At 71.7% G+C, this 26826-nt stretch carries 24 protein-coding genes and 1 tRNA gene; 12 read left to right on the top strand and 13 right to left on the bottom strand.

Annotated elements, in window-relative coordinates:
* Positions 1-12: 12 nt before the first annotated feature.
* Positions 13-972 carry a PAC2 family protein gene (locus ACFE7H_RS07100; RefSeq protein WP_375400527.1) on the top strand — a complete coding sequence of 320 codons (960 nt, stop codon included), beginning with the start codon at positions 13-15 and terminating at the stop codon, positions 970-972.
* A 166-nt stretch (positions 973-1138) separates the two neighbouring features.
* Here ACFE7H_RS07100 and ACFE7H_RS07095 read toward each other — a convergent pair whose 3' ends face one another.
* The 4 genes from ACFE7H_RS07095 to mgrA all read right to left on the bottom strand — a co-directional run bounded on the left by ACFE7H_RS07095 (position 1139) and on the right by mgrA (position 5621).
* Positions 1139-2014: an undecaprenyl-diphosphate phosphatase gene (locus ACFE7H_RS07095; RefSeq protein ID WP_375400526.1), complete on the bottom strand. Its 876-nt coding sequence runs from the start codon at positions 2012-2014 to the stop codon at positions 1139-1141.
* Positions 2015-2172: 158 nt separating this feature from the next.
* Positions 2173-3228: a pirin family protein gene (locus tag ACFE7H_RS07090; protein ID WP_375400525.1), complete on the bottom strand. Its 1056-nt coding sequence runs from the start codon at positions 3226-3228 to the stop codon at positions 2173-2175.
* A gap of 60 nt (positions 3229-3288) precedes the next feature.
* Complete coding sequence (locus tag ACFE7H_RS07085; RefSeq protein ID WP_375400524.1) at positions 3289-4584, bottom strand: M20/M25/M40 family metallo-hydrolase; 1296 nt, start codon at positions 4582-4584, stop codon at positions 3289-3291.
* 8 nt (positions 4585-4592) lie between these two features.
* Positions 4593-5621, bottom strand: a complete 1029-nt coding sequence (gene mgrA / locus ACFE7H_RS07080; protein ID WP_375400523.1) for an L-glyceraldehyde 3-phosphate reductase — start codon at positions 5619-5621, stop codon at positions 4593-4595.
* A gap of 88 nt (positions 5622-5709) precedes the next feature.
* On the opposite strand from mgrA, the gene ACFE7H_RS07075 reads away from it, so the two are divergent.
* Positions 5710-5797, top strand: a tRNA-Leu gene (locus ACFE7H_RS07075).
* 72 nt (positions 5798-5869) lie between these two features.
* Here ACFE7H_RS07075 and ACFE7H_RS07070 read toward each other — a convergent pair.
* The 3 genes from ACFE7H_RS07070 to ACFE7H_RS07060 all read right to left on the bottom strand — a co-directional run bounded on the left by ACFE7H_RS07070 (position 5870) and on the right by ACFE7H_RS07060 (position 8345).
* Positions 5870-6400: a DUF1810 domain-containing protein gene (locus tag ACFE7H_RS07070; RefSeq protein ID WP_375400522.1), complete on the bottom strand. Its 531-nt coding sequence runs from the start codon at positions 6398-6400 to the stop codon at positions 5870-5872.
* 13 nt (positions 6401-6413) lie between these two features.
* Positions 6414-7286, bottom strand: coding sequence for an SDR family oxidoreductase (locus tag ACFE7H_RS07065; RefSeq protein WP_375400521.1), 873 nt, complete (start codon positions 7284-7286; stop codon positions 6414-6416).
* Between the two features lie 147 nt (positions 7287-7433).
* Positions 7434-8345 (bottom strand): DnaJ domain-containing protein, encoded by a 912-nt coding sequence (locus tag ACFE7H_RS07060; RefSeq protein ID WP_375400520.1) that lies wholly within the window; start codon positions 8343-8345, stop codon positions 7434-7436.
* Between the two features lie 251 nt (positions 8346-8596).
* Between ACFE7H_RS07060 and pta the strand changes: the two genes are divergently transcribed.
* Together pta and ACFE7H_RS07050 are read left to right on the top strand one after the other, a co-directional pair.
* Positions 8597-10816 (top strand): phosphate acetyltransferase, encoded by a 2220-nt coding sequence (pta, locus tag ACFE7H_RS07055; RefSeq protein WP_375400519.1) that lies wholly within the window; start codon positions 8597-8599, stop codon positions 10814-10816.
* Positions 10813-11967 (top strand): acetate/propionate family kinase, encoded by a 1155-nt coding sequence (locus tag ACFE7H_RS07050; RefSeq protein WP_375400518.1) that lies wholly within the window; start codon positions 10813-10815, stop codon positions 11965-11967. Before pta ends, ACFE7H_RS07050 begins: the two co-directional genes overlap by 4 nt.
* Positions 11968-12235: 268 nt before the next feature.
* Here ACFE7H_RS07050 and ACFE7H_RS07045 read toward each other — a convergent pair whose 3' ends face one another.
* Entirely contained in the window at positions 12236-13639 is a 1404-nt protein-coding gene (locus ACFE7H_RS07045) for an arginine deiminase (protein ID WP_375400517.1), read from the bottom strand.
* Positions 13640-13742: 103 nt separating this feature from the next.
* Positions 13743-15146 (bottom strand): DUF222 domain-containing protein, encoded by a 1404-nt coding sequence (locus ACFE7H_RS07040; RefSeq protein WP_375400516.1) that lies wholly within the window; start codon positions 15144-15146, stop codon positions 13743-13745.
* Positions 15147-15424: 278 nt separating this feature from the next.
* Between ACFE7H_RS07040 and ACFE7H_RS07035 the strand changes: the two genes are divergently transcribed.
* The 3 genes from ACFE7H_RS07035 to ACFE7H_RS07025 all read left to right on the top strand — a co-directional run bounded on the left by ACFE7H_RS07035 (position 15425) and on the right by ACFE7H_RS07025 (position 18388).
* Complete coding sequence (locus tag ACFE7H_RS07035; RefSeq protein WP_375400515.1) at positions 15425-16393, top strand: hypothetical protein; 969 nt, start codon at positions 15425-15427, stop codon at positions 16391-16393.
* A gap of 100 nt (positions 16394-16493) precedes the next feature.
* A complete protein-coding gene (locus tag ACFE7H_RS07030; RefSeq protein ID WP_375400514.1) occupies positions 16494-17915 on the top strand; it encodes an amidohydrolase family protein in 1422 nt (473 codons plus the stop codon).
* Between the two features lie 158 nt (positions 17916-18073).
* The gene (locus tag ACFE7H_RS07025; RefSeq protein WP_375400513.1) at positions 18074-18388 is read left to right on the top strand and encodes a hypothetical protein; all 315 of its coding nucleotides are present in this window, start codon (positions 18074-18076) and stop codon (positions 18386-18388) included.
* 64 nt (positions 18389-18452) lie between these two features.
* On the opposite strand, the gene ACFE7H_RS07020 is transcribed toward ACFE7H_RS07025, so the two are convergent.
* The 3 genes from ACFE7H_RS07020 to ACFE7H_RS07010 all read right to left on the bottom strand — a co-directional run bounded on the left by ACFE7H_RS07020 (position 18453) and on the right by ACFE7H_RS07010 (position 21776).
* The gene (locus tag ACFE7H_RS07020) at positions 18453-19406 is read right to left on the bottom strand and encodes a hypothetical protein (protein WP_375400512.1); all 954 of its coding nucleotides are present in this window, start codon (positions 19404-19406) and stop codon (positions 18453-18455) included.
* 247 nt (positions 19407-19653) lie between these two features.
* Entirely contained in the window at positions 19654-21174 is a 1521-nt protein-coding gene (locus tag ACFE7H_RS07015) for an MFS transporter (protein WP_375400511.1), read from the bottom strand.
* 2 nt (positions 21175-21176) lie between these two features.
* Positions 21177-21776, bottom strand: a complete 600-nt coding sequence (locus tag ACFE7H_RS07010) for a PadR family transcriptional regulator (protein ID WP_375400510.1) — start codon at positions 21774-21776, stop codon at positions 21177-21179.
* 148 nt (positions 21777-21924) lie between these two features.
* On the opposite strand from ACFE7H_RS07010, the gene ACFE7H_RS07005 reads away from it, so the two are divergent.
* The 3 genes from ACFE7H_RS07005 to ACFE7H_RS06995 all read left to right on the top strand — a co-directional run bounded on the left by ACFE7H_RS07005 (position 21925) and on the right by ACFE7H_RS06995 (position 23870).
* Positions 21925-22296: a hypothetical protein gene (locus tag ACFE7H_RS07005; protein WP_375400509.1), complete on the top strand. Its 372-nt coding sequence runs from the start codon at positions 21925-21927 to the stop codon at positions 22294-22296.
* 87 nt (positions 22297-22383) lie between these two features.
* Positions 22384-23433, top strand: a complete 1050-nt coding sequence (locus ACFE7H_RS07000) for an NYN domain-containing protein (RefSeq protein ID WP_375400508.1) — start codon at positions 22384-22386, stop codon at positions 23431-23433.
* A 98-nt stretch (positions 23434-23531) separates the two neighbouring features.
* Positions 23532-23870, top strand: a complete 339-nt coding sequence (locus ACFE7H_RS06995) for a hypothetical protein (RefSeq protein WP_375400507.1) — start codon at positions 23532-23534, stop codon at positions 23868-23870.
* Between the two features lie 100 nt (positions 23871-23970).
* Here ACFE7H_RS06995 and ACFE7H_RS06990 read toward each other — a convergent pair whose 3' ends face one another.
* Positions 23971-25290 carry a GNAT family N-acetyltransferase gene (locus ACFE7H_RS06990; RefSeq protein WP_375400506.1) on the bottom strand — a complete coding sequence of 440 codons (1320 nt, stop codon included), beginning with the start codon at positions 25288-25290 and terminating at the stop codon, positions 23971-23973.
* 95 nt (positions 25291-25385) lie between these two features.
* Between ACFE7H_RS06990 and pdxH the strand changes: the two genes are divergently transcribed.
* Both pdxH and ACFE7H_RS06980 read left to right on the top strand, forming a co-directional pair.
* Complete coding sequence (gene pdxH / locus ACFE7H_RS06985; protein ID WP_375400505.1) at positions 25386-26024, top strand: pyridoxamine 5'-phosphate oxidase; 639 nt, start codon at positions 25386-25388, stop codon at positions 26022-26024.
* Between the two features lie 87 nt (positions 26025-26111).
* A complete protein-coding gene (locus ACFE7H_RS06980; protein WP_375400504.1) occupies positions 26112-26807 on the top strand; it encodes a thymidylate synthase in 696 nt (231 codons plus the stop codon).
* Positions 26808-26826 lie beyond the last annotated feature (19 nt).

Raw genomic sequence — 26826 nt, 5'->3', positions numbered from 1 at the left:
AGGTAGCCGCCAGTGCCCACCACCAGCCGTTTTCAGCGCGGACGCATCATGGTCGTCGCGTTCGAGGGTTGGAACGACGCGGGTGAGGCGGCGACGAACGCGGTGCGGATGGTGCGCGACGCGCTCACGGTCGTACCGGTGCTCGAGATGGATCCCGAGCTGTACATCGACTACCAGTTCAACCGGCCGACGGTCGGCGCCGACGAGCACGGCGAGCGGGGCCTCACCTGGCCCGGCGCGACGATGTACGGCCCCGCGCGACGGTCGCGGGCCCGCGGCGTCGCGGCCGAGAGCGCTCCGATCGCCCGCGAGCACCGCATCGACCGCAGCAACCTGTTCGTGCTGCTGGGCACCGAGCCGTCGCGCACGTGGAAGGGCTTCGTCGCCGAGATCATCGACGCGGCGCTCGTCGCCGACGTGGAGGGCATCGTGATGCTGGGAGCGATGCTGGCCGACGTGCCGCACACGCGCCCGATCAGCACCTTCGCCACCAGCGAGGACGCCGAGGTGCGCAGCGAACTGGACCTGGAGCGCAGCACGTACGAGGGCCCGATCGGCATCCTGTCAGTGCTGAGCGACGCCGCGGCGAGGGTCGGCATCCCGTCGGTCTCCCTTTGGGCCTCCGTACCGCACTACGTGCACAACGCCCCGTCGCCCAAGGCGACGCTGGCGCTCATCGAGAAGCTCGAAGGCGTGCTGGGCGTGCAGGTGCCCCGCGGCGAGCTGGACGAGGAGGCGTCGACCTGGGAGAGCGGCATCAACGCGCTCGCCGAGGAGGACGAGGACATGGCCGCCTACATCGAGCAGTTGGAGAAGGCGCGCGACACGGTCGACTCTCCCGAAGCCAGCGGCGAGGCGATCGCCCAGGAGTTCGAGCGCTACCTGCGCCGCGGCGAGGGCCCCGGCAACCGCGGCGACGGCGGCCCCGGCACCCGCGGCGACGACTCCCCGCCCTGGCGCCCGCAGGGCTGACCCGCCCCCTGCCGCCCCTCCTCCCGTCGCCCTCTGAGCACAACAGCAGGACAGGGTCCCTTGAGCAGGTCGCATGTCGACCAGGAGCCTGCTGTCGGGACCTGGTCCTGCTCTTGCGCTCGGCGCGAGTCGGGTCGGCGCGAGTCGGGTCGGCGGAGGGGGCAGGTCAGGGCTGGATGAGATGGGTCTGCAGCAGGCCGATCAGCAGCACACCGAGCACCACGCGGTAGGCGACGAACGGCCAGAAGGAGCCGTGGGAGATATACCGCAGGAAGAATGCGATCAGCAGCAGCCCGACGACGAAGGCGACCAGGGTCGAGGCCAGGGTTTCGACGCCGGTGAAGTATTCGGGCGTGCAGGCGGCGCCGGCCACGCACGGGTTCCGGACGGTCTTGGCCAGCTCGAACAGGCCGGACCCGAACACCGCCGGCAGAGCGAGCAGGAACGAGTAGCGGGCGGCGGCCTCGCGCGTGTAACCGAGCAGCAGGCCCGCCGCGATCGTGCCGCCCGAGCGGGAGACGCCCGGCACGAGCGCCAGCGACTGTGCGAGTCCGTAGACGATGCCGTGCGGCACGGTGAGCTTCGCCAGCGTGCGCCGCTTGCGGCCGACCGCGTCGGCGATGCCCAGGATCAGGCCGAACACGATCAGGTCGACGGCGACGATCCAGAGCGACCGGAACGTCGTCTCGATCCTGGACTGCAGCAGCAGGCCGAGCACGATGATCGGGATCGAGCCGATGATGATCAGCCATCCCATCCGGTAGTCCGGGTCGCTGCGTGGCACCCGCACCGCGCCGTCCCGCCCCTTCGCGGCGCTGAGCCCCAGCACGAACCGGGAGACGATGCGCACGATGTCGCGTCGGAAGTACACGAGTACCGCGGCTTCGGTGCCCAGCTGGATGATCGCGGTGAACGCGGCGCCCGGGTCGGTCCCGCCCAGCACGACGATGCCGGCGATGCGCAGGTGGGCGCTGGAGGAGACGGGGATGAACTCGGTCAGGCCCTGGATGAGGCCGAGCACCAGGGCTTGAAGAAGGTGCACGTGGCCTCCGCTCGTTGCGAGGCAGGAGGTCGCCCTGCGATCCGCAGGCTATCGAGCCGCGGCCGGTCGGCCCGCCATTGCGTCCGGACCGGCGCGGATCGCGGCGCTGACCGAGCCGGGGCGCGGGAGGTGTGAGCGGAGTCGAGTGCGCGAGGCGCTCAGCTGCGCGGCTTCAGACGCACGGTCGGCAGTTCGGGGGCGGCCAGCACGTCGTCCCATTCATCGGGGTGCCGGCCGAAGCGTCCCTGCGCCGTCCCGGTCTCGCGCTGCGCGCTCACCTGCCGCTGCCAGTCGTCGCGGGCGCGCACGATCTCGTCGTGGTCGCGGCCGACGAAGTTCCACCACATGACGACGGGGTCCGGGAACGGTTCGCCGCCCAGCACGATCAGGCGCGCGTCGCTGTCCGCGTCGACCTGGATGGTCATGGAGTCGTTACCCGCCGGCAGGGCCACGAGCTGCGTGCGGACGGCGTCGATCCCCTGCACGGTGACGGCGCCCCGGTCGACCAGTACCCCCGTCTCGTGCCGGCGGTCGAGCGCCGCGTGCCAGGTCGCACCCGCCGGGAGCAGCACCTCCGCCCCGAACAGTGTCGTGAAGGTGCTCGCCGACACGGAGGCGCCGAGCCACGACCCGAGGAAAACCCTGACCGTCGCCGCACCGGAGGCGAACGGCTGCGGGACCTGGTGCTCGAAGCCGGCCGCACCGGTGCGCGCCCCGTCCGGCAGCGCGACCCACAGCTGCACGCCGTGCACCGTGCGGGTGCGTGGCGTGGAGTGCTCCGAGTGCGCGACCCCGTCGCCGGCAGTCATCAGGTTCAGTTCGCCGGGCCGCACGATCGCGGTCGCGCCGGTCGTATCGCGGTGCTCGATCTCACCCTCGAACAGCCACGTGACGGTCTGCAGTCCGATGTGCGGATGCCCGGGAACGCGCATGCCGGGCGACCCGTCGGCCAGGTCGTGCGGGCCGTAGTGGTCGATGAAGCACCAGGCACCGATCAGCGACCGCCCGCGCTGCGGCAGCGTGCGGTTGACGAGCATCGCGCGCGGGCCGCCAAGCGGTACCTCGCGGGGCAGCAGCAGTTGGGGCGCACCGCGTGGGGTACCGCGTGGGGTACCGAGGGATGCACCGATGGGCGTACCGAGCGCTTCTGGACGGACCTCGATCAGGGCCGGGTCCCGCTCCGTGACGCTCATGCCGCCATCCTCCTCCGCCATCCCCTCCGCCTCCCCGCCGCGATTCCCCGCCGCCGATGCCGAGCAGCGCGGGGCGCGCCCTCAGTACTCCAGCAGCAGGTCGGTCAGCACGCGGGTGCCGAAGTCGAGGGCGGCGAGCGGCACCCGCTCGTCGACGCCGTGGAACATGGCCGGAAAGTCCAGCTCGGGTGTCAACTGCAGGGGCGCGAAGCCATAGCCGGTGATGCCGAGCAGCGAGAGCGCCTTGTTGTCGGTGCCGCCGGACATCAGGTACGGCAGCACGGGCGCGCCGGGGTCGTGGCGATGCAGCAGGTCGACGACGTGGTCGACGAGCGGGCCGGCGAACGGCGTCTCCAGCCCGATGTCGGCCTGCACGATCTCGATCTCGATATCATCGCCGATCAGGTCGCGCACCTCGGCGAGCACCGCCTGCTCCTCCCCCGGCAGGGTGCGGATGTCGATGAGCGCGCTCGCCTCGCCGGGGATCACGTTGTGCTTGTAGCCGGCGGTCAGCGCCGTGGGGTTCGTGGTGGTGCGGAGCGTCGCCCGGATGAAGCCCGACGCGGTGCCGGAGGCCAGGACGACCGCATCGGGGCCGGCGGTCGCCACGTCCAGGTCGAGCAGCCTCGCCAGTTCGGCGACGAGCGCCCGGGTGGTGTCGGTGAGGCGGATGGGCCAGTCGCGACGGCCGAGCACGGCGACGGCCTCGGCGAGCCGCGTGACGGCGTTGTCGCGGATCATGCGGGAACCGTGCGCGGCCCGGCCGCGGGCGGTCAGCCGAATCCAGATCAACGCCTTCTCCCCGGTCTGCAACAGGTAGGCGCGACGGCCCGCCAGATCGATGGAGTACCCGCCGACCTCGCTGATCGCCTCCGTCGCGCCGGCGAACAGCTCGGGGTGGTGCTCCACGATCCAGTGCGAGCCGAGCACGCCGCCGGCCTCCTCGTCGGCGAAGAAGGCGACGACTAGGTCGCGGGCGGGGCGGCGACCGGAGCCGAGGATCTCGCCGAGCGAAGCGAGCATCATCGCGTCCATGTCTTTCATGTCCACGGCGCCGCGGCCCCAGAGCATGCCGTCGCGCACCTCGCCGGCGAACGGGTCGACCGCCCAGTCCGCGGCGTTCACGGGCACGACGTCGGTGTGTCCGTGCAGCACGAGCGCGGGACCGGGGCGCTCCCCCTCCACCCGGGTCACCACCGAGAGGCGTCCCGGCTCCGGCTCGAAGTAGTGGGTGGTGAGGCCGAGCCGCTCCAGCTCGGCGCCGACGTACTGCGTCGCCTCGGTCTCGCCGTGGGAGCGGCCCTCACCCCAGTTGACGCTCGGGAACCGGATCAGGTCGCGGGCGAACTCGGCGGTCCGGCTGAGGGAGTCGGTCACGGACGCGTTCACCCGATACGGCTGGCGCTGCGCCACAGGTCGATGCCGCCGTCGACGGCGTGCTCGTCGATGGCCGTCAGCTCGTCGGCCGTGAACGAGAGGTTCTGCACGGCCGCCAGGTTGTCGTCCAGCTGGGTGACCGAGGAGGCGCCGATCAGCACGCTCGTCACGCGGGGGTCGCGCAGCCCCCACGACAGCGCGAGCTGCGCCAGGGTCTGACCGCGACTGCCGGCGATCTCGTTCAGGGCACGCAGGTGGGTGAGCGCCTCGTCGGTGATCAGGGAGGTGGAGAGCGTGCCATCCCGTGCCGCGCGCGAATCCTGCGGCACGCCATCCAGGTAGCGGTCGGTCAGCATGCCCTGCGCCAACGGCGAGAATGCGATGACGCCGACCCCCAGTTGCTCGACCGTGTCGAGCAGGCCGTCCTCGATCCAGCGGTTGAGCATGGAGTAGGAGGGCTGGTGGATGGTGAGCGGGGTACCCAGGTCGGCCAGGATCTGCGCGGCCCGTCGGGTGCGCTCCGGCGAGTAGCTGGAGATGCCCGCGTAGAGGGCGCGGCCCGACTGCACGGCCGTGTGCAGGGCGCCCATCGTCTCTTCCAGCGGCGTGTCGGGGTCGGGGCGGTGGTGATAGAAGATGTCGACGTAGTCGAGGCCCATGCGCGCCAGCGACTGGTCGAGGCTGGCCAGCAGGTACTTGCGGGAGCCGTGGTCGCCGTAGGGGCCGGGCCACATGTCGTAGCCCGCCTTGCTGGAGATGACCAGCTCGTCGCGGAACGGCGCGAAGTCCTCCTTGAAGATGCGGCCGAAGTTCGTCTCGGCCGTGCCGTAGGGCGGGCCGTAGTTGTTCGCCAGGTCGAAGTGGGTGACACCGGCATCGAACGCGCGGCGCAGGATCGCACGCTGCGTCTCCAGCGGGTTCACGTCGCCGAAGTTCTGCCAGAGGCCGAGCGACACCGCCGGCAGCAGCAGGCCGCTGCGCCCCGTGCGCCGGTAGGGGAAGGAGTCGTATCGATCGGATGCGGGTTCGTACGCCATGCGCACGAGCCTGGCACGGCCCTCCGACCGCTGCCGGGGAGCCGCCGGCTGCTAAGGTCGTCGGTCGGCGCCTGCGGGCGCCCGCCCGGTCCGGGTGGCGGAATGGCAGACGCGCTAGCTTGAGGTGCTAGTGCCCTTTATTGGGCGTGGGGGTTCAAGTCCCCCCTCGGACACCAGTGTGAGCCAGAGCAGGCGGTCAGCGCCGTCGGCTCGACCAGGCGGCTGGACCAGGCGATCAGCGCAGTCCGCTACAGCAGGCGGTCGGTGGCCGAGTCGGCGGCGCCGTCGAAGTACCGGTCGAGCACCTGCTGGAACACCGGCTCGTCCGGGGCCGCCCGCAGGAACAGCGTCGCCGATGAGCGGGCCTTGGTCGCGTCGATGCCCCCGAACAGCGCCGCGGCGCTCGCCGCGGACGATTCGGCCACCACGGTCATGCACTCGCGCAGGCGCGGCCCGAGCACCGGGTGGGCCAGGTAGGCGCGGGCCTCGGCCAGCGACACGATGGCGAAGCGCTGGGACATCGCGCTCATGCCCAGTCCGGCCAGCTGGGGAAAGACGAACCACATCCAATGGCTCGTCTTGCGGCCCCGCCGCAGTTCGCGCAGCGCGGTGCCGATCGTGTCGCCGTCGTCCTGCGCCCGCACGAACCGCTCCAGGTCGAACCGCTCGTCGCCGTCGCCTGCGCTCCGCTCACTCATCCCGTCGCTCCGCTCACTCACCCGACGACGGTAGGCGTCGTCGATCGGGTCGAGCCGCTCATCCGCGCCTGCAGTCGCCATCGGTGGATGCAGGTCAGCTCGCGGCCGGATGCTCCAGCGCCGCCTTCAGGCCCTCGAGCAGCGGAGTGGTGGGGCGGCCGATCAGGCGCGACAGGGTGGGGTTCGCGTCGGCCAGGTCGCCGCGGGCGATGGCAGTGTCGATGGCGATGCGCGCTTGGATCCGCTCCGGGGGCACCTGCTGGGCCAGCAGGTCCACCTCCTGCTCGTCGGAGGTGCGGTGGTGGTACAGGATCGTGCGGCCGAGGATCGCCGTGAACGCCTGCGCCAGTTCGATGCCGTCCCAGGCGGTGTCGCCGGAGAACTCGTAGATCGCGTTCTCGTGCCCGTCGCCGGTCAGCACCGCCGCGGCGCCCTCGGCGTAGTCGATGCGGGACGCGCTAGCGATGCGGCCCTCGTTCCAGCCGGTGAGCAGTTCGTTCGTGCGCTCGACGCCGGGCAGCAGGGACGCCTCGTTCTCGGTGTACCAGTTGTTGCGCAGGATCGTGAACGGGATGCCCGAGGCGGTGATCATGTTCTCGGTGTCCCAGTGCTCGGGCGCCATCGGCAACGTGGAGGCGTCCACGTGCGGGGCGCTCGTGTAGACGATCCGGCCGACGCCGGCCCGCTTGGCCGCCTCCACCACGTTCTGGTGCTGCTGGTGCCGCTTGCCCACCTCGCTGCTGGAGATGAACATCAGCGTGTCGCCGCTGCCCAGCAGGGGGTCGAGCGACTCCGGCTCGTCGTACGTGCCGATCACCGTGCGGGCGCCGAGCGCTCCGGCGCTGGAGAGCCGGTGCCGGTCGCGGCCGGTGGCGAGGATGTCGTCGCCCGAGACGCCCCGGGCGATCAGACGATCCACGATCATGCGGCCGAGCACGCCGCTCGCACCGGTGACGACGATGGCCATGGGATGTGCTCCTTGCTCGTTCGCTTGCGCATCGAGTGCTCCGACGCTCGAATGTCACCGTAGGGGCCCTGCCCGCAAGACGCCTCCGGCCGGCAGCGCGCGCTTCTGGGCAGACGCGCGTCAGGTGCGTACTTCGGGCAGTGCCGATCAGGCGAAGCGGATGGCGGCCTGCAGGCGCGTGCGTACGTCGAAGATCTCGTTACCGCCGACCGCGCGGGAGTCGGGCAGGCCGTCCCGCAGGGCGGTCAGCAGGACCGACGCACGCAGCACCACCTGCTCCGCGCCCCGGGAGGAGCCCACCGACTCCGCGGGCTCCTGCAGGTCGGCGTCGGGCAGCACCAGCAACAGGCCGGTGAAGCGCACCCGGGCGGAGCGCGCCACCCACTTCGCCCGCTGTGCCAGCTCGTGCATCGGGCGCTCGCCCGCGAGGGCGTCGCCGGTCAGCTCGCCGCGGCGCACCCCGACGGGGCCGCCGTAGTCCTCCGACAGGATGCCGAACAGGCCGGTGGGACCGAGCACCACGTGGTCGATCTTCTCCTCCGAGCTGCCGGCGGCCACGTCGTGCCAGACGGTGTAGCCGATGCCGAGCGACGACAGGCGGCGCGCCGTCGCCTCCTCAGCCAGCGCGTCGGCGAGCAGGTGACGGATCTCGCGGGGTGCGCGGCGGACGAGCACCGGATCGAACGGGTCGGGCACGCTCTCGCCGCGGCCGAGCCACTCCCCGAGCAGCCGCAGGTAGCGCTCGCGGCGCCAGCCGCCCGGATGCCCGTGGCTGGCGGCCTTGGGCCGGGTGTGCTCGCGCTCGGCGCGCGGCGCGGGCGCCCAGGTGGTCGGCTCGTCGTCGGGCTCGCGGCCGCGGTCGTAGCGCGACCGGGCGTCGGCGGTGCCGATCCGGTCCCATGCCGCCTGCACGGCGATGAAGCGGGCCGTGTCGCCGCCCGTGTCGGGATGCGTCTGCCGCAGCAGCCGGCGGTAGGCGCGCCGCAGCTCCTCCTCCGACGCCGCGGCCGGCACGCCGAGCACCTCGTACGGCGACGCCGACATGGGACTGTCGGCCATCACCCGCACCTCCGCCCACCGCCCACGTCGCCCCGCAGGATACCGGCTCCATCGAAGGGGCGCCGCGGATGCCGTTCGGCGGGCACGGCCCGCGAGGAATTCAGGATGAATCGAGAAATGAAGGCTCAGATCGGCCCGGATCGCCTGCAGACCTCGATTTCTCCTGAATTCCTGACGATTCAGGCAGGCCGGACCGGAAGCGCCCGGCTCCGCAGACCCGCCGTTCGGGGCCGAGCCGTAGCATCCGCTGCATGGCCGAGGCGATCTATCTGGCGTCCGCGGAGGGCAACACGGGCAAGTCCACCATCGCGGTCGGGCTGGTGGAGGCCCTGAACCGCCGCGTCGGCCGGGTCGGGGTGTTCCGGCCGGTCAGCCGCACCTCCACCGGCAGCGACTATGTGCTGGAGATGCTGCTGCGGCACACCACGGCCCAGGTCGGGCAGTCCGCCGCCAGCGGCGTGACCTACGAGCAGGTGCACCACGATCCGGACGCCGCGCTGGCTGAGATCCTGGCCGACTATCGCGCGATGGCCGCGGCCTGCGATGCGGTGGTGATCGTCGGCTCCGACTACACCGACGTCGGCACGCCCACCGAGCTGCGCTTCAACGCCCGGGTCGCGGCGAACCTGGGCGCGGCGGTCGTGCTGGCGCTCGGCGGACGGCGCGGGGAGGGACCCGAGGCACGCACGGCCTCCGAGGTGGCGCAGGTGGCCGAGATCGCCCTCGCGGAGTTCCGCGGCGAGCACGCCGCCCTGCTCGGCGTGGTCGTCAACCGGTGCGACCCGGGCCAGGTGGCCGAGATCGCCGCCGCCGTCGCGGCCCTGCTGCCCCCGGACACCGGCGTCTTCGCGATCCCGGAGGACCCGGGTCTGGTGGCGCCGAGCCTCGCCACCGTGCTCGCCCAGGCCGAGGGCGTGCTGGCCGTCGGCGATCCTGCGCTGCTGGAGCGCGATGTGGTCCACACCGTCGTCGCGGCGATGACCCTGGAGAACCTGCTGCCGCGGCTGGCCGAGGGCACACTCGTGGTGATGCCCGGCGACCGCACGGACACGCTGCTCGGCGTGCTGCTGGCCCACGCCGGCGACACCTTCCCCGCCCTCGCCGGGGTGCTGCTGACCGGCGGACTCACTCCCGCCCACCACACCCAACGGTTGATCGACGGGCTGGGTGTCCGGCTGCCGATCGCGCGCACCGAGCTCGGCACATTCGAGACGGCCGGCCGTGTGGCGGCCGTGCGCGGCCGGCTGGCGGCGGAGTCGCCGCAGAAGTACGCCCGCGCGGTCGCCCTGTTCGACGCCCACGTGGACGCGGCAGCGCTGCTCGGCGCGCTGGACGTGCACCGCTCCTCCGTGGTCACGCCGTTGATGTTCGAGTACGACCTGCTGTCCCGTGCCGCCGCCGACCCGAGGCACATCGTGCTGCCGGAGGGTGACGACGACCGCGTGCTCGAGGCCGCCGGGATCGTGCTGCGCCGCGGCGTGGCCCGGCTGACGATCCTGGGCGTCCCGGCGCAGGTGCGGGCGCGCGCCGCCGGGCTGGGCATCGACCTGGCCGACGCCGACGTGATCGACCCGCTCGCGGAGCCGCAGCGGCAGCGGTTCGCGGAGGCGTACGCGACCGAGCGGGCGCACCGGGGCGTCTCCCTGGAGCTGGCGCGCGACACCGTCACCGACGTGTCGTACTTCGGCACCCTGATGGTGCACCTGGGCCTCGCAGATGGCATGGTCTCCGGCGCCACCCACACGACCGCGCACACCATCCGGCCCGCGTTCGAGTTGGTGAAGACCGCGCCCGGGGTGAAGGTCGTCTCCAGCGTCTTTCTGATGGCGCTCGCCGACCGCGTGCTCGTCTACGGCGACTGCGCGATCATCCCCGTGCCGACGGCCGAACAGCTGGCCGACATCGCGATCTCGGCGGCGGACACGGCCTCGCGGTTCGGCATCGAGCCGCGAGTCGCGATGCTCAGTTACTCCACCGGTACCTCCGGCAGCGGGGCGGATGTGGACAAGGTGCGCGAGGCGACCGCCCTGGTGCACGAGCGGGCGCCTCTGCTGCTTGCGGAAGGGCCCATCCAGTACGACGCCGCCGCCGACCCCGCGGTCGCCGCCGCGAAGATGCCCGACTCCCCCGTCGCCGGGCGGGCGACCGTGTTCGTGTTCCCCGACCTGAACACCGGCAACAACACCTACAAGGCGGTGCAACGCTCCTCCAACGCGCTGGCGATCGGGCCGGTGCTGCAGGGTCTGAACAGACCGATCAACGACCTGTCCCGCGGGGCGCTGGTGCGCGACATCGTCAACACCATCGCGATCACCGCGATCCAGGCCCAGTCGCGGCCCGCCGCCGCGGGTCCGGCCGCATCGCCCCCGGCGGCATCGCCCGCGGCCGAATCGACCTCGGCCGAATCGACCCCGGCCGCATCGCCCGCAGCCGCACCGCCCGCCCATTCTCAGAAGGACCTTCACTCGTGAGCGAATCGACTTCCTCCGGCCCCGTCTTCGTGCTGAACGCGGGGTCGTCGTCGCTGAAGTACCGGCTGGTGGATGCCGCCACCGGCGAGTCGTCGGCCGCGGGCACCATCGAGCGCATCGGCGAGCAGGGCAGTGACGTGCCGGATGCGGGCACGGCTGTGCGGCAGGCGCTCGAGCAGCTGCGCGAGCAGGCCGGCGTCACTCCGGCCGTGGTCGGTCATCGCGTCGTGCACGGCGGGGACCGCTTCGACGCCGCCACCGTGATCGACGATTCTGTGGAGCAGGCGATCGACGACCTGTCCGCCCTGGCGCCGCTGCACAACCCCGCGAACCTGGCCGGCATCCGGGCCGCGCGGGAGGCACTGCCCGACCTGCCGCAGGTGGCGGTGTTCGACACCGCGTTCCACCGCACGCTGCCGGCCGCGGCGGCCACCTACGCCATCGACGCCGACCTGGCGGCGCGGTACGGGGTGCGCCGGTACGGCTTCCACGGCACCTCGCACCGGTACGTCTCGCGCGCCGCCGCCGCGTTCCTTGGCCGGCCGGTGCAGGCGACGAAACTGATCGTGCTGCACCTGGGCAACGGCGCATCTGCGTGCGCGGTCGACGGCGGAGTGTCGGTGGAGACGTCGATGGGCATCACGCCGCTGGAGGGCCTGGTGATGGGCACCCGCTCCGGCGACCTGGATCCCGCGGTCCTGTTCCACCTGCATCGCCAGGCCGGCCTGGGCTTCGACGAACTGGAGCGGATGCTGAACTCCGGCAGCGGCCTGAAAGGCCTGACCGGATCCGGCGACATGCGCGACGTGCGGGCCGCCGCGGCCGGGGGCGACATCGCCGCGCGAATCGCGCTCGACACCTACGCCCACCGCATCCGCCACTACGTGGGCGCGTACCTGGCCCAGCTGGGGGCGCTCGACGCGGTGGTGTTCACCGCGGGGGTCGGGGAGAACGACGCGGCCACGCGCGCCGAGAGCCTGGCCGGGCTCGAAGGGCTGGGCATCCGGGTGGACCCGCAGCGCAATGCCGCGACGGCGACCGGCGCCCGGCGCATCTCGCCGGACCGCGCACCGATCGCCGTGCTGGTCGTCCCCACCGACGAGGAGTTGGAGATCGCTCGGCAGTCCGTCGCCGCAGTGGCCGCGGCCTGATCGCACCCACCTGGTCCGCCGGCTCGGCCGGGCCGGACCGTTTAGGGTCGGAGCGGCGGATTCGAGCAGGTCGGGTACGACCAGGAGGAGCGCATGGACAGCGGGGACATCTGGCTGGTGGTCATCGCCGGCATCGTCGTGGTCGGCGGCATCGGCACACTGGGCGCGCTCGTCTCACTCGTGCGATACGCCCCTCCGAAGCACCACTGACGGAGCACCACTGACGCAACACCACCGACCGCATCCGGCTCGAGTCAGTCGAGTCGACTCAATAGGTGACCGGATCGCGCAGCAGTGGGCAGGTCATGCAGTGGCCGCCGCCGCGGCCGCGGCCGAGTTCTGCGCCGGTGATGCTCAGCACTTCCACGCCGGCCTGGGTGAGCAGGTCGTTGGTGTGGGTGTTGCGGTCGTAGGCGAAGACCTGCCCGGGCCGGACCGCGATGACGTTGTTGGCGCTGTCCCACTGCTGCCGCTCGGCGGCGAAGTCGTCGCCGCCGGTGTTGACCACGCGCAGCGAGTCGAGGCCCAGGGCGTCGCGCACCACGTCCAGGAACGGCGCGGTCTCGGCCGTCACGTGGGCACGGCCGGGCCGGCCGGGACGCAGCGTGAACGGGGTGATCCCGTCGACGATCGCCCGGTACACCGTCACGCAGTCCTCGGCGGCGAACGTGAACACGGTGTCCAGGTGCATCGCGGCGCGCAGCTTGGGCATGCCCGCGACGATCACCCGCTCCGCCTCGCCGCGGTCGAATAGAGCCGCGGCGACCTGGCCGATCGCCTGCCGGGAGCTGCGCTCCCCCATCCCGATCAGCACCACGCCACGGCCGAGCGGCATGACGTCGCCGCCCTCCAGCGTCGCGGAGCCCCACTGCTGCTCGGGGTCGCCCCAGACGATCCGCTCGAACGCGCCGGAGAACGAGGGATGGAAGCGATAGACGGCCTTCATCAGCAGGGTCTCGTCGCGGCGGGCGCCGTAGAAGAGGGGGTTCAGGGTGAGGGCGCCGTTGATCCAGCAGGTGGTGTCGCGGGTGTAGAGCATGTTGGGCAGCGGCGGCATCAGGTAATCCGCGGGACGGCGGGCGGGACCGCCGACGCCCAGGCCGCGCGTGCGCAGGCTGTTCAGCCAGCCGGTTTCCTGTCGGCCGGTTTCCTGTCGGTCCGTTTCCAGCCGGCCCGTTCCTCGCCTGCCGGCTTCCGGTAGCTCGTCCATCGCGAGTCCGCCGATCAGCGCGGTCGCCAGGTCCGCCTCGCTGAGCGACTCGAGGTGCGCTCGGGTCGGCTCCACGAGCAGGGTGCCCACCTCGTTGGCGATCACCTTGCGGTCGAGCAGCCACGCCTTGGCGGTCGGATCCGCGAGCGTCTCGGTCAGGACCGTGTGCAACTCCAGCACCTCCACCTGCTGCCGTCTCAACTCGGCGACGAACGCCCGGTGGTCGCGCTGGGCGCTCTCCACCCACAGCACGTCGTCGAAGAGCAGCCCGCCGGCATTGGTGGGGGTCAGCCGCTGGTGGGCCAGGCCGGGCTCGCAGACGAGTACCCGGCGCAGGCGGCCGACCTCGGAGTGCACGCCGAACGCGCCAGCGGCGGCGGCGGAGGAGGAGGCGGCGGAGGAGCCGGTGGCGGGCGCGGCGGCGGAGATAGCGGAGCTGGGCCCAGGTGCCGTTTCAGACACGTCGAGTCCCCCCCTTGCTGATTCACCGGCCTCGCTGATGTACCGGCCGCCAGTCTGGCAGCCACTCCTTCGTCGACGGAGTCGATCGTTCGCGACGTCACACCTACATCCGCTTAGGCGTTCCGCGGATGCCCTGAGTGATCGGGTGTCGTTGCATGCGGTGTCGGGGTAGGGGCGGCCCGCGCCAGCCCTTTGGGACGAGGTGTGGCTGCTTCTGATGGAGTCGTATCTCGTGTCGACCGGTGTTGTGGATGAGGTGGTGGTGGTGGCTGCAGAGCAGGACCCCGTTGTCGATGTCGGTGGGCCCCTGATCGCGGTGCCACCAGGCGATGTGGTGCGCGTCGGTCCAGGCGACCGGGGCAGTGCAGCCCGGCCAGACGCATCCACCATCCCGTGCGGCGAGGGCTTTCTTCTGTGCGGGCGTGAAGAGTCGATTCGAGAGCCCCAGGTAGAGCGGTTCGCCCTGCTCCCCGGTGACCAGCAGTCGTGTGCGTCCGTCGCAGGCGATCCGCTCCACCGTCGGGATGGGGAGTCGGGTGAGGATCCCCTCCGGCCAGCCACCACCGGTGCGCTGTTCCAGGTCGGTTGCGGTGACGTGGACGACGACCTCGTGGATGGCCTTCGTGCCGACGGTTCCGTCGTGTTCGGCTTGCACGCCTGCGATGATGATCGCGGCGAAGGTGTCGAAGTCGTACTGGGTCGTGGTGCGTTGGTCTCCGTCGGTTTCCCGCCAGGTGGATTCCAGGTCCTCGGCGTCCTCACCGCCGGGTGGCTGGTAGGTCATCCGCACCCCACGGCGGTGGGCTTGGAGTGCTTCGCGGAGGAGGGCGGCGACTTCGGGGGTCGCGCGGCCGGTGAACGACGTCAACCCGTCGACCCCGAGCCGTCCGAGCCGGAACGCACGTTTCTGCCGTCGTGCTTCATCGGCGGGTTCGGTGCCGTCGGGGTCGAGGTACTCCGCCCACGTCGCGGTCTGCACAGACAGCAGGTCCGGAGTCAAAATCCCGGCGGCTTCGGTCAGTTCGGCTTCCGCGATCTCCAGGTTCTCGACCGTGGTCCGCTTCCGCACCGAGTTGAGGGTCTCCACCACCAGCCGGGCCGACTCGACGCCGACCTCACCGGCGTTCACCGCAGCGGTCATGGTCGGGTACCGGCCGGGCAGTTCATCCCCGGTCAGGCCGAGGCGGGGCATTAGGGCGGTGCCGACCCCGATCCGACGCTTCGCTTCTTTGGTACCGATGCGCGCGACCGTGGAGACCAGGTCCGCTCCGTCGCGGGCGTCGTACTGCTCGGCGAGGCCGTTCGGGCTGAGCTGCACCCGGGAGCGCCATTCGACTTCCGCGGCGGCACGGACTCGGCGGGCGTCGACGACCCGGCCGATCGCCTCCCACCCCGCCACCGCAGCCAGCACCTCGGCGTCCGTTGCGGTCCGCGGCAGCACGGGTGCAGCGAGCACCGCGGCGAACGCGCGGTCGAGCGCTTCGCTGGTACCGGCGATTGACTGCATACCTGCACTCAACCACCCACCACCGACACTCCCTCCGGGACCGAGACAGCACCTCGATCAGCGGAACCACACCTCAGTAAACGGCGCGTCGACTCCTCCACAAGCCGCCCGCACAGTCGCTTCTCCACAGGCCTAAAAGCTTCGCGCGGTACCTGTGGCTTGCGCGCGGTAGGTGTGCCTACCGCGGCAAGTCACAGCTACCGCGCGGGGTGCGCGGCGGCGGATACCCCCGGCACTGGGTCCCTGCGGAAACGCCCACAGGGCCGCATACTGACCTGATGTCCAGGGGGGCCTTCTCGATCGCGCTCGGCGCCATGGCGACCGTCGTCGCCGTGCTCGCCGCGCCGCTCGGCGCGCAGGCGGCCACCCCTCCGGCCGGGCCGCCGCTGCTGCCCAGCACCCAGGGCGCCGACGTGTCGTTCCCGCAGTGCGACGGATTCCTGCCCCTGGGGCAGGCCTTCGCCGTGATCGGCGTCAACGACGGACTTGCGACCACGACGAATCCGTGCCTGACGGAGCAACTGCTGTGGGCCAGCACCTCGACCGGGGTCACCGCGCAGCCCGGCACCGCCCTGTACGTGAACACGGCGAATCCGGGGCTGCAGGCGGACTGGTGGCCGTCCGAGAACCGCACCCGCGCCGGCGACGCGATCGCGAACCCTTACGGCACCTGCGCCCACACCGTGGGAGCGCCCTGCTCGTACGTCTACGGCTACTCCGTCGCCTACGACGACACGCACATCCGTGGAATCGACCCCGCGCACGCGGCCGACTACCGCTGGTGGCTGGACGTGGAGACGAGCAACAGCTGGAGCTTCGACACCCGACCCAACGCCGCCGTGCTCGAGGGCATGGTCGCGGCCTTCGCCGCGGTCGGTGCCGAGGCGGGTATCTACTCGTCCCGGCAGCAGTGGAACTGGATCGTCGGCACCCTGCCGACGGGCAGTCCGCTGAACGGGCTGCCCAGCTGGATCGCGGCTGGGACGGTGTCCAGCCGGGCCGCCCAGGAGGCGTGCTCGGTGAGCCCGCTCACGCCGGGCGGGCGACTGTCGATGGTGCAGTTCATCGACGGCGCCTACGACGCTGACGTCTCCTGCCTGCCGATCCTGCCCGTGCAGGTATCCGGACCCGTGCCGGCGCCCGTACCGTCCGCGTCCGCGACGTCACCCGTGCCGACCTCGGTGACCTCGCCCGTGCCACCGCACGCATCCGCGCTCGCACCGGCCGGTTTCGCCGCGGCGCACTGAGCGGACGCACTGAGCCGAATGCACTGAGCCCGGGGCGTGACTCGGGCGTGCCCGACGGCTCGATCGAGCACGCTCGGCATCGGCCGGGCACACTGACCGCATGGCCCTGCTCGTGACCCGTGCCCACCTGATCACCATGGCGCCCGGCGTCGCCGACTGCGGCCTGCTGCCGGACGGCTGGATGCTTGTCGAGCATGGGCGCATCACGGCGACCGGCGCGGGCGACCCGCCCGCCGTCCCCGGAGCCCGGGTGCTGGACGTCGGCGGCGCCTTCGTCGCGCCGGGCTTCGTCTCCGCCCACAGCCACCTGTTCACGAGCGGCGCCCGAGGCCTGGGCGCCGACGAGACCCTGTACGGCTGGTGCGACGAGATGCTCGGGCTGATGGGCGGTGCCACGCCCGAGACCTACTACTGGACCACCCTGCACGGAGCCCTCGACTTCATCGCGGGCGGCACCACGACCGCATTCGACTTCACCGACCCCCGCATCTCGTGGGACCGCGACGGTTCCCCCCGGTTCGTGCGGGACGGCGTCGATCGGAGCGCCGACGCTGCGGATGCGGTCGCGCCGAGCGAACCGGAGCTGCGCCCGCTGCAGCATCAGCTCGCTCAGATCGACGGCAAGGCGGCTGCCGGTATCCGCTTTCTGAACGCGGCGTCGCTGGACGACGCGATCGGCACCGACGACGAGGTGCTGGAACGGTTCGGCGCGATGGTGGAGTACACCCGCTCCCTGGACCGGTCGTTCGCGCTCGACGCCGCGATCATGGGCGCCGTGCAGTGGTCCGACCGGCCGAACGCCGCGGCGCTGGAGGTGGCTGCGATGCGCCGGTACGGCGTGATCAACCAGGCCCACTTCTTGGAGACCCGCGAGGCGGTCGAGGCGCAGCGAACGAAGTTCGCCGCCTACGAGCAGGCCGGCGCGCTCGGCCCCGACCTGATCTTCGGCCACTTCATCCAGACGACTCCGCAGATCATCGCGACTGCCGCCGCGGGTGGCGCGTCGATGTCGTGGCAGCCCGCGTCCAACGGTCGTCTCGCCTCCGGCGTCGCGGACCTGCCGGCGATCCTCGCCGCCGGCATGCCGGTGGGGATGGGCCTCGACGATCAGGCCTGCACCGACATCGCCGACCCGTGGCAGAACATGCGGATGGGGATGGCGCTCGTGCGCGCTGCGACCGGGAGGCCCGCGTCGATGCTGCCCGAGCAGGTGCTGCGGCTGCACACCGAGGGCTCGGCGCGGATCCTGGGGCTCGCCGGGCAGGTGGGCGCGCTCACCACCGGCGCTCACGCCGACTTCCTGGTCGTGGATCCCCGCTCCCCCGACGTCGGACCGCTCTGGCGTCCGGTGCGCAGCTATGTGCTGGCCTGCGGGCAGCGCAACCTGAAGCAGGTCTACATCGGCGGCGAACTCGTGGCCGAAGACGGGGTCTCGCTGAACCCGCTCGCCGCGGACGCATCCGCGGCCGTGCATCGGCTGATGCCGATCGCAGCCGAACGGACCGGCCGACCCCCGCGGTGATGCCGCGCCATCACGGTCATCCCGCGCCGCCTGGTGATGCCGTCGTGACCCGGCCGGCACCGCCCGGTCGCTCACAGTTCCAGGAGTGTTCGGGGCGCCGGCCAGGAGTGTTCAGGTCGGGTTGCGCTGTTCAGGCGGCTACCCCGTAGCGTTCGGTCATGGACTATCTGAAGGTCTCGGACGCCGGATCCGCCCCACTGCACGCCGTGGAGAAGCAGAGCGTCTCGGTCGACTACGCGCACGTGGCGCAGGCCCGCAACCGGGCGCTGCAGGCCTTCTCGCGGATCGAGCAGCCCGCGGGGACCAAGACGGAGCGGCTGGAGCACCTGGAGAGCAGCGTGCGCGAGCTGGGCGACGCCGTGCTCGCGCTCGTCAGCGTGCTGACCGAGCTCGTCTCCGGGCTCGACCAGCGCGACGTGCACGTCGTCGGCTATCCGAGCGAGGACGCCCTGGCGGCCAAGCGGTCCGGCTGACCGGCTGACCGGCGGTCGGACGCCCGAGCCACCGGCCCCACTGTCGGTCAGTTCCAACTGCCGGTCAGTTCGCCGCCGCGCCCGCCAGCGGCGCGACGTTCATATCGACTCCGTCCGCCACGTACTGCACGATGCGCACCCGGCCGCCCGTGTGAAACGGGGTGGCGGAGGCCAGCGACGCGGCGGCTTGCTGCCTGGTCGCCGGCCCGATCGGCTGCCACTCGTCCAGACCGACCAGGGGGCTGCCGGTGCGCAGCTCGCCGACGATCGCGGACCAGAACTGGTCGTTGGAGTAGAGCCCGACCTCGGCGCCCAGCCCGCCCGCGGCCGTCGGCCCGCCGAGATAGGCGGCCATGCCCTCGATGATCGCCTGGTTGAAGCGGGTGTGATGACTCCAATCGCGGAGCATCTCCACGTCGATCCAGTACCGGTGCGCCGCCGCGTCGGTGATGCCGTGCAGGTGGGCGCTGCGATAGCCGGCGGACCAGCCGAAGACGTAGGCGCAGGCGGCGGAGGTATGGGCGCCGTGGCAGGCCGTGCCGTACGCCGAGGGGACTGCGACGCGCACGCCGTGCGCGGTCGCCGAGTGGGGCCACACGGGTTTCGTGTACTTGCGCTCCCATGCGCGGAAGGGGTCGGCGGCCATCACGTAGAAGGCGGTCGAGGGTTGGGCGGACCCGCCGACGGCGCCGGCGGCCCAGCGCAGTTGCGCAGTGAGGCACGGGTTGCGCGTTCCCGGCGTGCCGTTGTTGATCCCCACGATCGCGAACGCGGGACCGGCCGGCTCGTTGGGGTGCGCACAGGTGGGCCAGGAGGCGTCCACGCCCAGCGCGGTCGGCGGCAGCACCGGCCGTGGCGCCGGAGCGGGTTCACGCGTCAGGTCGCCCATACCGCTGATGGCGCTGTATGCCATCAGCGCGACGGTGAGCAGCAGCAGCACCCACAGCCCGCCGAGGCCCGCGCGACGTCCGGCCGAACGGCGAGTAGTGGAGGCGGTCTGCGCCGGGCGGACTGTCACCCGCCGTGCGGTGCCCCGACGCCGGTCCGGCACGCGAGTGCGTCCAGACCCCGGCGACGAGGGCCGGGACGCCGGGGTGCGCGACGAACTGCGAGTCGAACCGGCCCGTCGCGATGCGCGCGAGGTCGTTGTCGTCCGGCCACGCCGCATCCGTCACCGCCCCATCGATCGGAGAACCAGCGTAGGCAGCGGCTCGACTCCCGCAGCCGTCCCGCGCCGAGCGCCGCCGCGCCGGGTGACGCCGCGCTCAGGCCCCGACCGGCTCCGCCTGCTCGGCCGGCCGCTGCGCCGGCCCACCCCGCTGCGCCACCCGTCTGGGCAGCGCGAAGACCAGCAGGAACGAGAGGATCGCGAAGCCCGCACTGACTGCCAGGGCCGCGGCCGCGGCGGTGCCGAAGCCGTCCGCCAGTTGGGCGGGCGTCGGTCGGCCGTGGAACACCGGCAGGGCGCCGAACAGCGTGCTGCTGATGACCGCGATGCCGATCGCCGAGCCGAGGCGCTGCATGGTGGAGATCACGCCGCTGGCCGCGCCCGCCTCGGCGGGGTCGACCGTCGCGGTGATGAACTGCACGTTCGGTGCGATGAAGAGTCCGCTGCCGATCCCGCCGAGCGCGAGGGGTCCGAGCAGCGCCCACGTGGTCAGGTCCGCCGTGGGGACGAGCTGCAGCACGAGCCAGAGGCCGATCAGGCCGAGCGAGACGCAGGCGGTGCCGATGATGAGCACCCGACGTCCGATCATCGCCGCGAGGCGGCTGCTCTGCGACGCGCCGAGGATGCTGCCGATCGCGAACGGCAGGGAGAGCAGTCCTGTCTCGAGCGCGGAGTGGCCGAGGCCGGCCTGCCACAGCAGCGACAGCGTGAAGAAGATGCTGGTGAACGCCGCGAAGTAGACGAGCGCCAGAATCGTGCCGCCGGTGAAGGCGGCATGCGAGTAGAGGTGTGGCGGCACCAGGGGTGATCCCTGGCGGCGGGCGACGCTCCGTTCCCAGATCGCGAACGCGACGAGGAAGGCGACGCCGGCGATCAGCGTCACGAAGGTCCAGGCGGGCCAGCTTTGGTCCTGGCCCTCGATCAGCGGCACCAGGATGGCGGAGAGCCCGGCGGCGACGATCACCAGGCCGATCACGTCGAAGCCCCCGGTGGTGCGCCGCAGATCGCCGACGCGGTTCGGCACCAGGACGACGCACCCGATCAGGGCGACGAGCCCGATCGGCAGATTCACGCCGAAGACCAACCGCCAACCGTTCTTCTCTCCGAACGCCTGGATCAGCAGGCCTCCGACGAGTGGCCCCAGGGCGGACGCAACACCGATGACGGCGCCGAGGATCGCGAAGGCGCGACCGCGCACCCGCCCCTGGAACAGCAGCTGGATGTAGGCGTTGACGGCCGGCAGGTACATGCCCGCGGCGAGGCCCTGCACGACCCGGGCGACGATCAGCTGCGCATCGCTCTGGGCGAGACCACAGGCGACGCTGGCGGCGGTGAAGCCCGCCAGGCCTCCGAAGAAGACCCATTTGTGGCCGTACTTGTCGCCGAGCCGGCCCGCCGGGATGAGGACCAGGCCGAAGGCCAGCGAGTAGCCGGAGACGACCCACGAGAGGGTCGACTCCGACGCGTTCAGGCTGGTGCGGATGGTGGGCAGCGCGACGTTGACGATCGTCGCGTCGAGCAGCGACATCGAGATGCCGATGAGCAGCACCACGAAGGCCAGCCAGGCGCGCCGCGGTTCGATGGTGATACCGCCGGGGGCTGGAGCAGTGGAGGTCACGGTCAAGACGCCTTTCGGGAGTGTTCGTCGGTGAGAATGGCGGGCAGATCGTTGAGGACGGCGTCGAGCGAGTCGAGCTCCGCCTGCAATCGGAACCGCTGGTGGGTCATGGTGTGGGTTTCCGCGACAGTGAGATGCGGAGCGGCCCGGGACAGGTTGGCCCGATGCGCCGACATCGCCGCGATGATCGCGTCGCGTCGGGCATGCAGCGTCATCTCCAGCGCCGGCAGCGACGCCGGATCCAGGCGGGTCAGTGCCAGGTCGAACGGATCGGGCCGCAGCGCGAAGCTGCGCAAGGTCTCCGAACTCATGGACCGAAGCGCCTCGCGGCCGGCGGTGGTGATGTCGTAGATCTGCCGCTCGGGCCGGTGCCCGGCGCGCTCGGTGCGCACCTGGCCGATCTTGCCCTCGTCGGCCAGGCGCTTCATGGCGCCGTAGATCCCGCCGACGGTGATATCGGTCCACAGGTGGGTGTGCTCCTGCTCCGCCAGCAGCCGCAGCTGGTGGCCGTGCATCGGACCCCGCTCGGCGAGGGAGCCGAGGATGTAGAGGCGGATCGAGGACACCGGATTACTTTTACATGAGTAGTCGCGCAGGAGCAAATGCGTCGGGTCGGAGTGTGGACCCGGTACGCCCGCCCGGCCCTGCCCCGCTCCCGTCCGCTCGCTCCTCCTCTCCGCGTCCCCGCCCGCTCCTCCACTCCCCCGCCAGTCACTGCGGATCCGCCCGCGCTTCGTGCGACGATTCGCCATGGTCGGCGATCCCTTCGACGCCCAACTGCCGCCGGTCGGCGATGCCGAGGTGGAGTCGCTGCTCGCCACCTCGCGGGATTACACGATGGTCGTGCTGCGGGCGGGCCCCAATCGCCAGGCGCCGGAGGCGTCCGAGCTGGTGCAGCAGCACGGGGTGCGCACGTTGCGATTGCGCAAGGGCGGTTGGTTGCGCGTGGTAGCCCGAGTTGCTGATACCTCCCCGCTGGCCGGAGTCTGTGTGTTCGATCTGGACCTGGAGCAGACCCGCCGGCTGATGGCGAGCGACCCGGCGGTCCGGGCCGGGGTCCTGCTGTTCGAGGCGCACCGGGTGCACGCGTTCCCCGGCGACGGGCTGCCGTCCGCCGGTTGACGGGCTGTGGCAACTCGGCGGAATGTCCTGTGGCCCGCACTGTCGCTGCGGCACGTCAGACTGGCGTCACCGACGGACGGGATGGGCATGGCTGAGCAGGGCGAGACACGGGTCGCCGTCTATCTGGACTTCGACAACATCGTCATCTCCCGGTACGACCAGGTGCACGGGCGCAACTCGTTCCAGCGCGACCGCGCGCGGGGCGCGAGTACGGCGGAGCGGGTGGTCGACCCCGCCTTCGCCGCCCGGCTGCAGGCCGCGACAGTCGACATCGGAGCCGTCATCGACTTCGCGTCGTCGTTCGGCACCCTGGTGCTGACCCGGGCGTACGCCGACTGGTCCGCCTCGGTGAACGCGGCGTACCGCGGGCAGCTGGTCAGTCGCGCCGTCGATCTGGTGCAGCTGTTCCCGACGGCGGCCTACGCCAAGAACGGTGCCGACATCCGGCTGGCCGTCGACGCCGTGGAGGACATGTTCCGGCTGCCCGACCTGTCCCACGTGGTGATCGTCGCGGGCGACTCCGACTACATCGCACTGGCCCAGCGGTGCCGGCGCCTCGGCCGCTACGTGGTCGGGATCGGCGTGGCCGGGTCGACCAGCCGGTCGCTCGCCGCGGCCTGCGACGAGTTGGTCACCTACGACGACCTGCCCGGAATCGCCGCCGTCGTCGGCGCCGTCTCGCCCAGCGTGACGACTCCTGCACCGGCGGTTGACGATCAGGCGGAGGCGGAGGCGGCGACGGAGGCGGAGGCGGCGGCTGGGCCGCAGCGCGGTCGTCGGCGTCGCCGGTCCGAGCCGGGCCTGGATCAGCAGCCGCCGCTCGAGCCGGAGCACGGCGACCCGAATCAGCCGCTGCCGGATCAGCGACTCGACGACGACCCGCCCGAGGATCCCCAGGCGGTCGCCACCGACCTGCTGGAGCGGGCGCTGCGCCTGGGGCAGGGCAAGGACGACGACGACTGGCTGCACAACTCCGCCGTCAAGACGCAGATGAAGCGGATGGATCCGTCGTTCAGCGAGCGCGCGCTGGGCTTCCGGTCGTTCTCCGACTTTCTGCGCTCCCGCGACGAACTGGTCGACCTGGATGAGAGCAGTACCGCCCGCCTGGTTCGATTGGCCGAGCGACCCCAGCCGTGAACCTCTCCACCGTGAGAATGCTGGGCGACAACCGTACGATCCCCGAGTAGAGCGTGAGCCGCGGCGTCCGCGTGTCGATGCCGGCGTAAGAACGGCGCATGAGCTTCTTCAGCACGGCACGCGCATCGAGGAACTCCACCTCAGGACGCTCCGCGTCGGGCACATCCGCATCGACAAGAACCTTCGAGTCGGAGCCGTTCTCGTCGGCGTCGTTCCGGGAAGGCCACGACGTGCCCCACACCGCTCCGCATCACCTGGGCGATGAGCCCGCCCTGACCGGCGACCACCGCCACTCCACCGTGCACCGTCTGGGCCGGGTCAGCACCACCGGCGGCTTCGACCTGCCCGGCGAGTTCGACCTGCCGCCGGAAGAGCCCGTCGTGCTAATCGGCCGGATTCCCTGGGAACTGCGCGACCCCGACGACTTCGAATCCTGAGCACGTCAGCAGGACCAGGTCTCGAAAGCAGGCTGCTGGTCGACTGGCGACCTGCTGTCGGGACCCTGTCCTGCTGACGTGCTGGGCTCGTGCGCGGCGGTCAGAACCAGACGTCGAGCCACGGGACGGTCGGCGACCGGAACGCCCGGTCCAGCAGCGCCACCGACTCCGTCGACCCGCCGACCAGCCCGGCACGCTGCAGCGTGACCGCGGACACGCCGCCCAACAGCAGCGAGCCGAGTACAGCCACGCCGAGCCGGACAGCGGGGACATCCGGCTCTTCCGCGTCGTCGATTCGCGTGACGGTTGCGAAGCCGTGATCGTCGACCGCGAGCAAGAACCGGCCCGCGGCGTAGTCGAGGGGGTCGTCGACGGCGAGCGCGATGCGCGCGGGACCGGCGTAGGCGCGCGCCTGCAGGGTGACGACCGGGTCGAGGATCCGCAACCACAGGTGATCGCTGACGGAGGTGGTTCGCACCGCACGCGGGTTGGCGACGAGCCACTTCAGCGCTTCGTCGGTGGACCGCAGGCGGGCGGTCACCGTCCCGATCAGGTCCAGTTGCAGCACGAACCGCCAGAGCGCCGAGTAGGCATCCGGCGTCGCGGCGACCAGGTGCACGACCTGTGCGGAGCTGGCGGCGAAGTCGGACTCGTTCTCGGCGGCTGTGTAGACGAGATAGCCGGTGGGCGCGCCGTGCGCGTCGTCGTAGCGGGCGAAACGCCGGGCGCGCAGGTCGTCGTCGTCCGACGCGCGCCCGAAGATCCGGGTGAACACCAGCCCGGACAGCGCGACCGCCCCCGGGGTCGAGCGGCGGGCGCCGGCCCAGATGGCGGGCGCGTCGCGCAGCAGCTGCTCGCGGGAGACGTACTGCACGCGACCCGCGACCGGCCCGCCCCGCCAGCCGGCGCGCCGTGTGTCGATCGACAGCTCCGTCGCCTCCGTCGCCGGCCCGAAGCCGAAGCGGCCGTAGATGGTGGCCTCCGAGACCGTCAGCACGGCCACCGGCAGGCCCGCGGCATGCGCCGTCCGCAACTCCGCCTCGAGCAGCGCGCGGGCGATACCGCGCCGCCGATGTGTCGGCGAGACGGTGACGCCGCTGATCGCCCAGGAGGCAAGGATCCGTTCCCCCGGCAGCGACAGGTCGGCGGGCCAGCAGGTGATGGTGCCGACCGGTGTCGCGGGCTCGGCCAGCGAGTCGTCCCAGACGCCGGTGCTGCGCCGCTCGGTGAATGCGACGCGCGACTCGGCGAAGGTCTCGTCCGTCGGTGCCGGGCTGAGGAAGCCGCGCGACTCGGCCTCGAACCAGGCCCGAACCTGAGCGTCATCGGAGGGATCGACCAGCGCCAGCCGCAGTCCCGATGCGGCGAGCGCGCTGCGGGACCGCGCATCGATCGGTAGCTGCAGCGGATTCCGACCCATCCTGCGAGGCTATTGGACTGCCCGGGTCGGCGCTCCGGTCCGCCGCCGCGCAGCGCTTCCCTCCCTCGCGCGAGGCTGGGAGCAGACTCGTCCGCGTGGACTCCTTCGCCCGGCATGACGACTATGACCGCGACACCCTCGATATCGGCGACGTGGATCCGGATCCGCTCGTGCAGTTCAGGGCGTGGTTGACCGCCGCCGAGGTCGCCGGGGTGCCGGAGCCGAACGCGATGGTGCTGTCCACCGTGAGCGAGGACGGGCGGCCGACGTCGCGCACCGTGCTCCTGAAGGGCATCGTCGAGGGCCGATTCGAGTTCGTCACGAACGACGGCTCCCGCAAGGGTCGGGCCCTCACGCACGAAGCGCGGGTCGCGCTGGCGTTCCCCTGGTACCCGTTGCAGCGTCAGGCGCTGATCGACGGCGACGTGGTGCGCGCGCCCGCCGAGCTGAGCGACCGGTACTGGTCGAGCCGGCCGCGCGGCTCACAGGTGAGCGCGTGGGCGAGCGACCAGTCCGCGCCGGTGTTGAGCCGTGCCGAGCTGGAGCGGCAGGCGCGCGCGGCGGAGGAGCGGTTCGCCGGCGTGACCGACATCCCCCGACCGCCGCACTGGGGCGCCTGGCTGGTGCGCCCGGTGCGAATCGAGTTCTGGCAGGGGCGCCCCTCGCGGCTGCACGACCGGATCGTCTATTCGCCGGACGGCGACGACTGGCGCATCGAGCGGTTGCAGCCGTAGGCGCCGCCGAGTCACGGCGGCTGCTCGCGTCGGCTGGGAGAATCGGACGGTACGCGTGACGGCACGACCGGCCAGTGAGGGAACCCGATGCAGGCAACCACGTCCACCAGTGCGCCGAGCGTGCTTGCGGCGACCACGATCGGCGCTGCATGGCTGGGGATCGCGTCCCGCATTCTGCACGACGGGATTCCCGCGCACTGGGACGGGCAGCCGATCCTCGAGGTGCGGAACGTCACCCTGGACGTGGCGACGCCCTCGCCGGACGACCAGGTGATCGCGCGGTTCGCCGATCCGGAGCGCCTTGCCTGGATGCATGCCAACTTCACCGACTTCCGCCGGGTCACCGCCCTCGGCGACGCGGCCAGCTATGCAAGCCGCCTGTTCGACTACGCCCGCTCAGGCCGTGACCAGGTGCAGTGGGTGATCGACCGCCTGCGCGCCGACCCCGAGCGCCGCGACGCGGTGATCACCACATTCGAGCCGCTCACCGACACCGCCTACATCCCGTGTGTGGCGATGCTCGACTTCTGGATCCCCGACGGCGCGCTCCACCTGGTCGTGACCGCCCACAGCATCGACTTCGGCACGAAGGGCTACGCCAACCTGGTCGAGCTGGCGCAGCTGCAGCGCCGCGTCGCCGACCAGGTGGGAGTGCCGGTGGGCAGGCTGACGGTGACGATCAAGTCCGCCCACATCTACGACCCGGAACTGACCCTCATGCACGGGATCCTCGACGCAGCCGACTTCCCGGACCGCGCCGATCCAGACGATCCCGCGCGGTAGCGGTGGTGTCGCGCGGAAC

It is taken from the genome of uncultured Amnibacterium sp., from assembly GCF_964250715.1.
GTDB lineage: Bacteria > Actinomycetota > Actinomycetes > Actinomycetales > Microbacteriaceae > Amnibacterium.
Note: the sequence above shows the minus strand (reverse complement) of the source record. Positions and strands in the feature narration are given on the sequence as shown.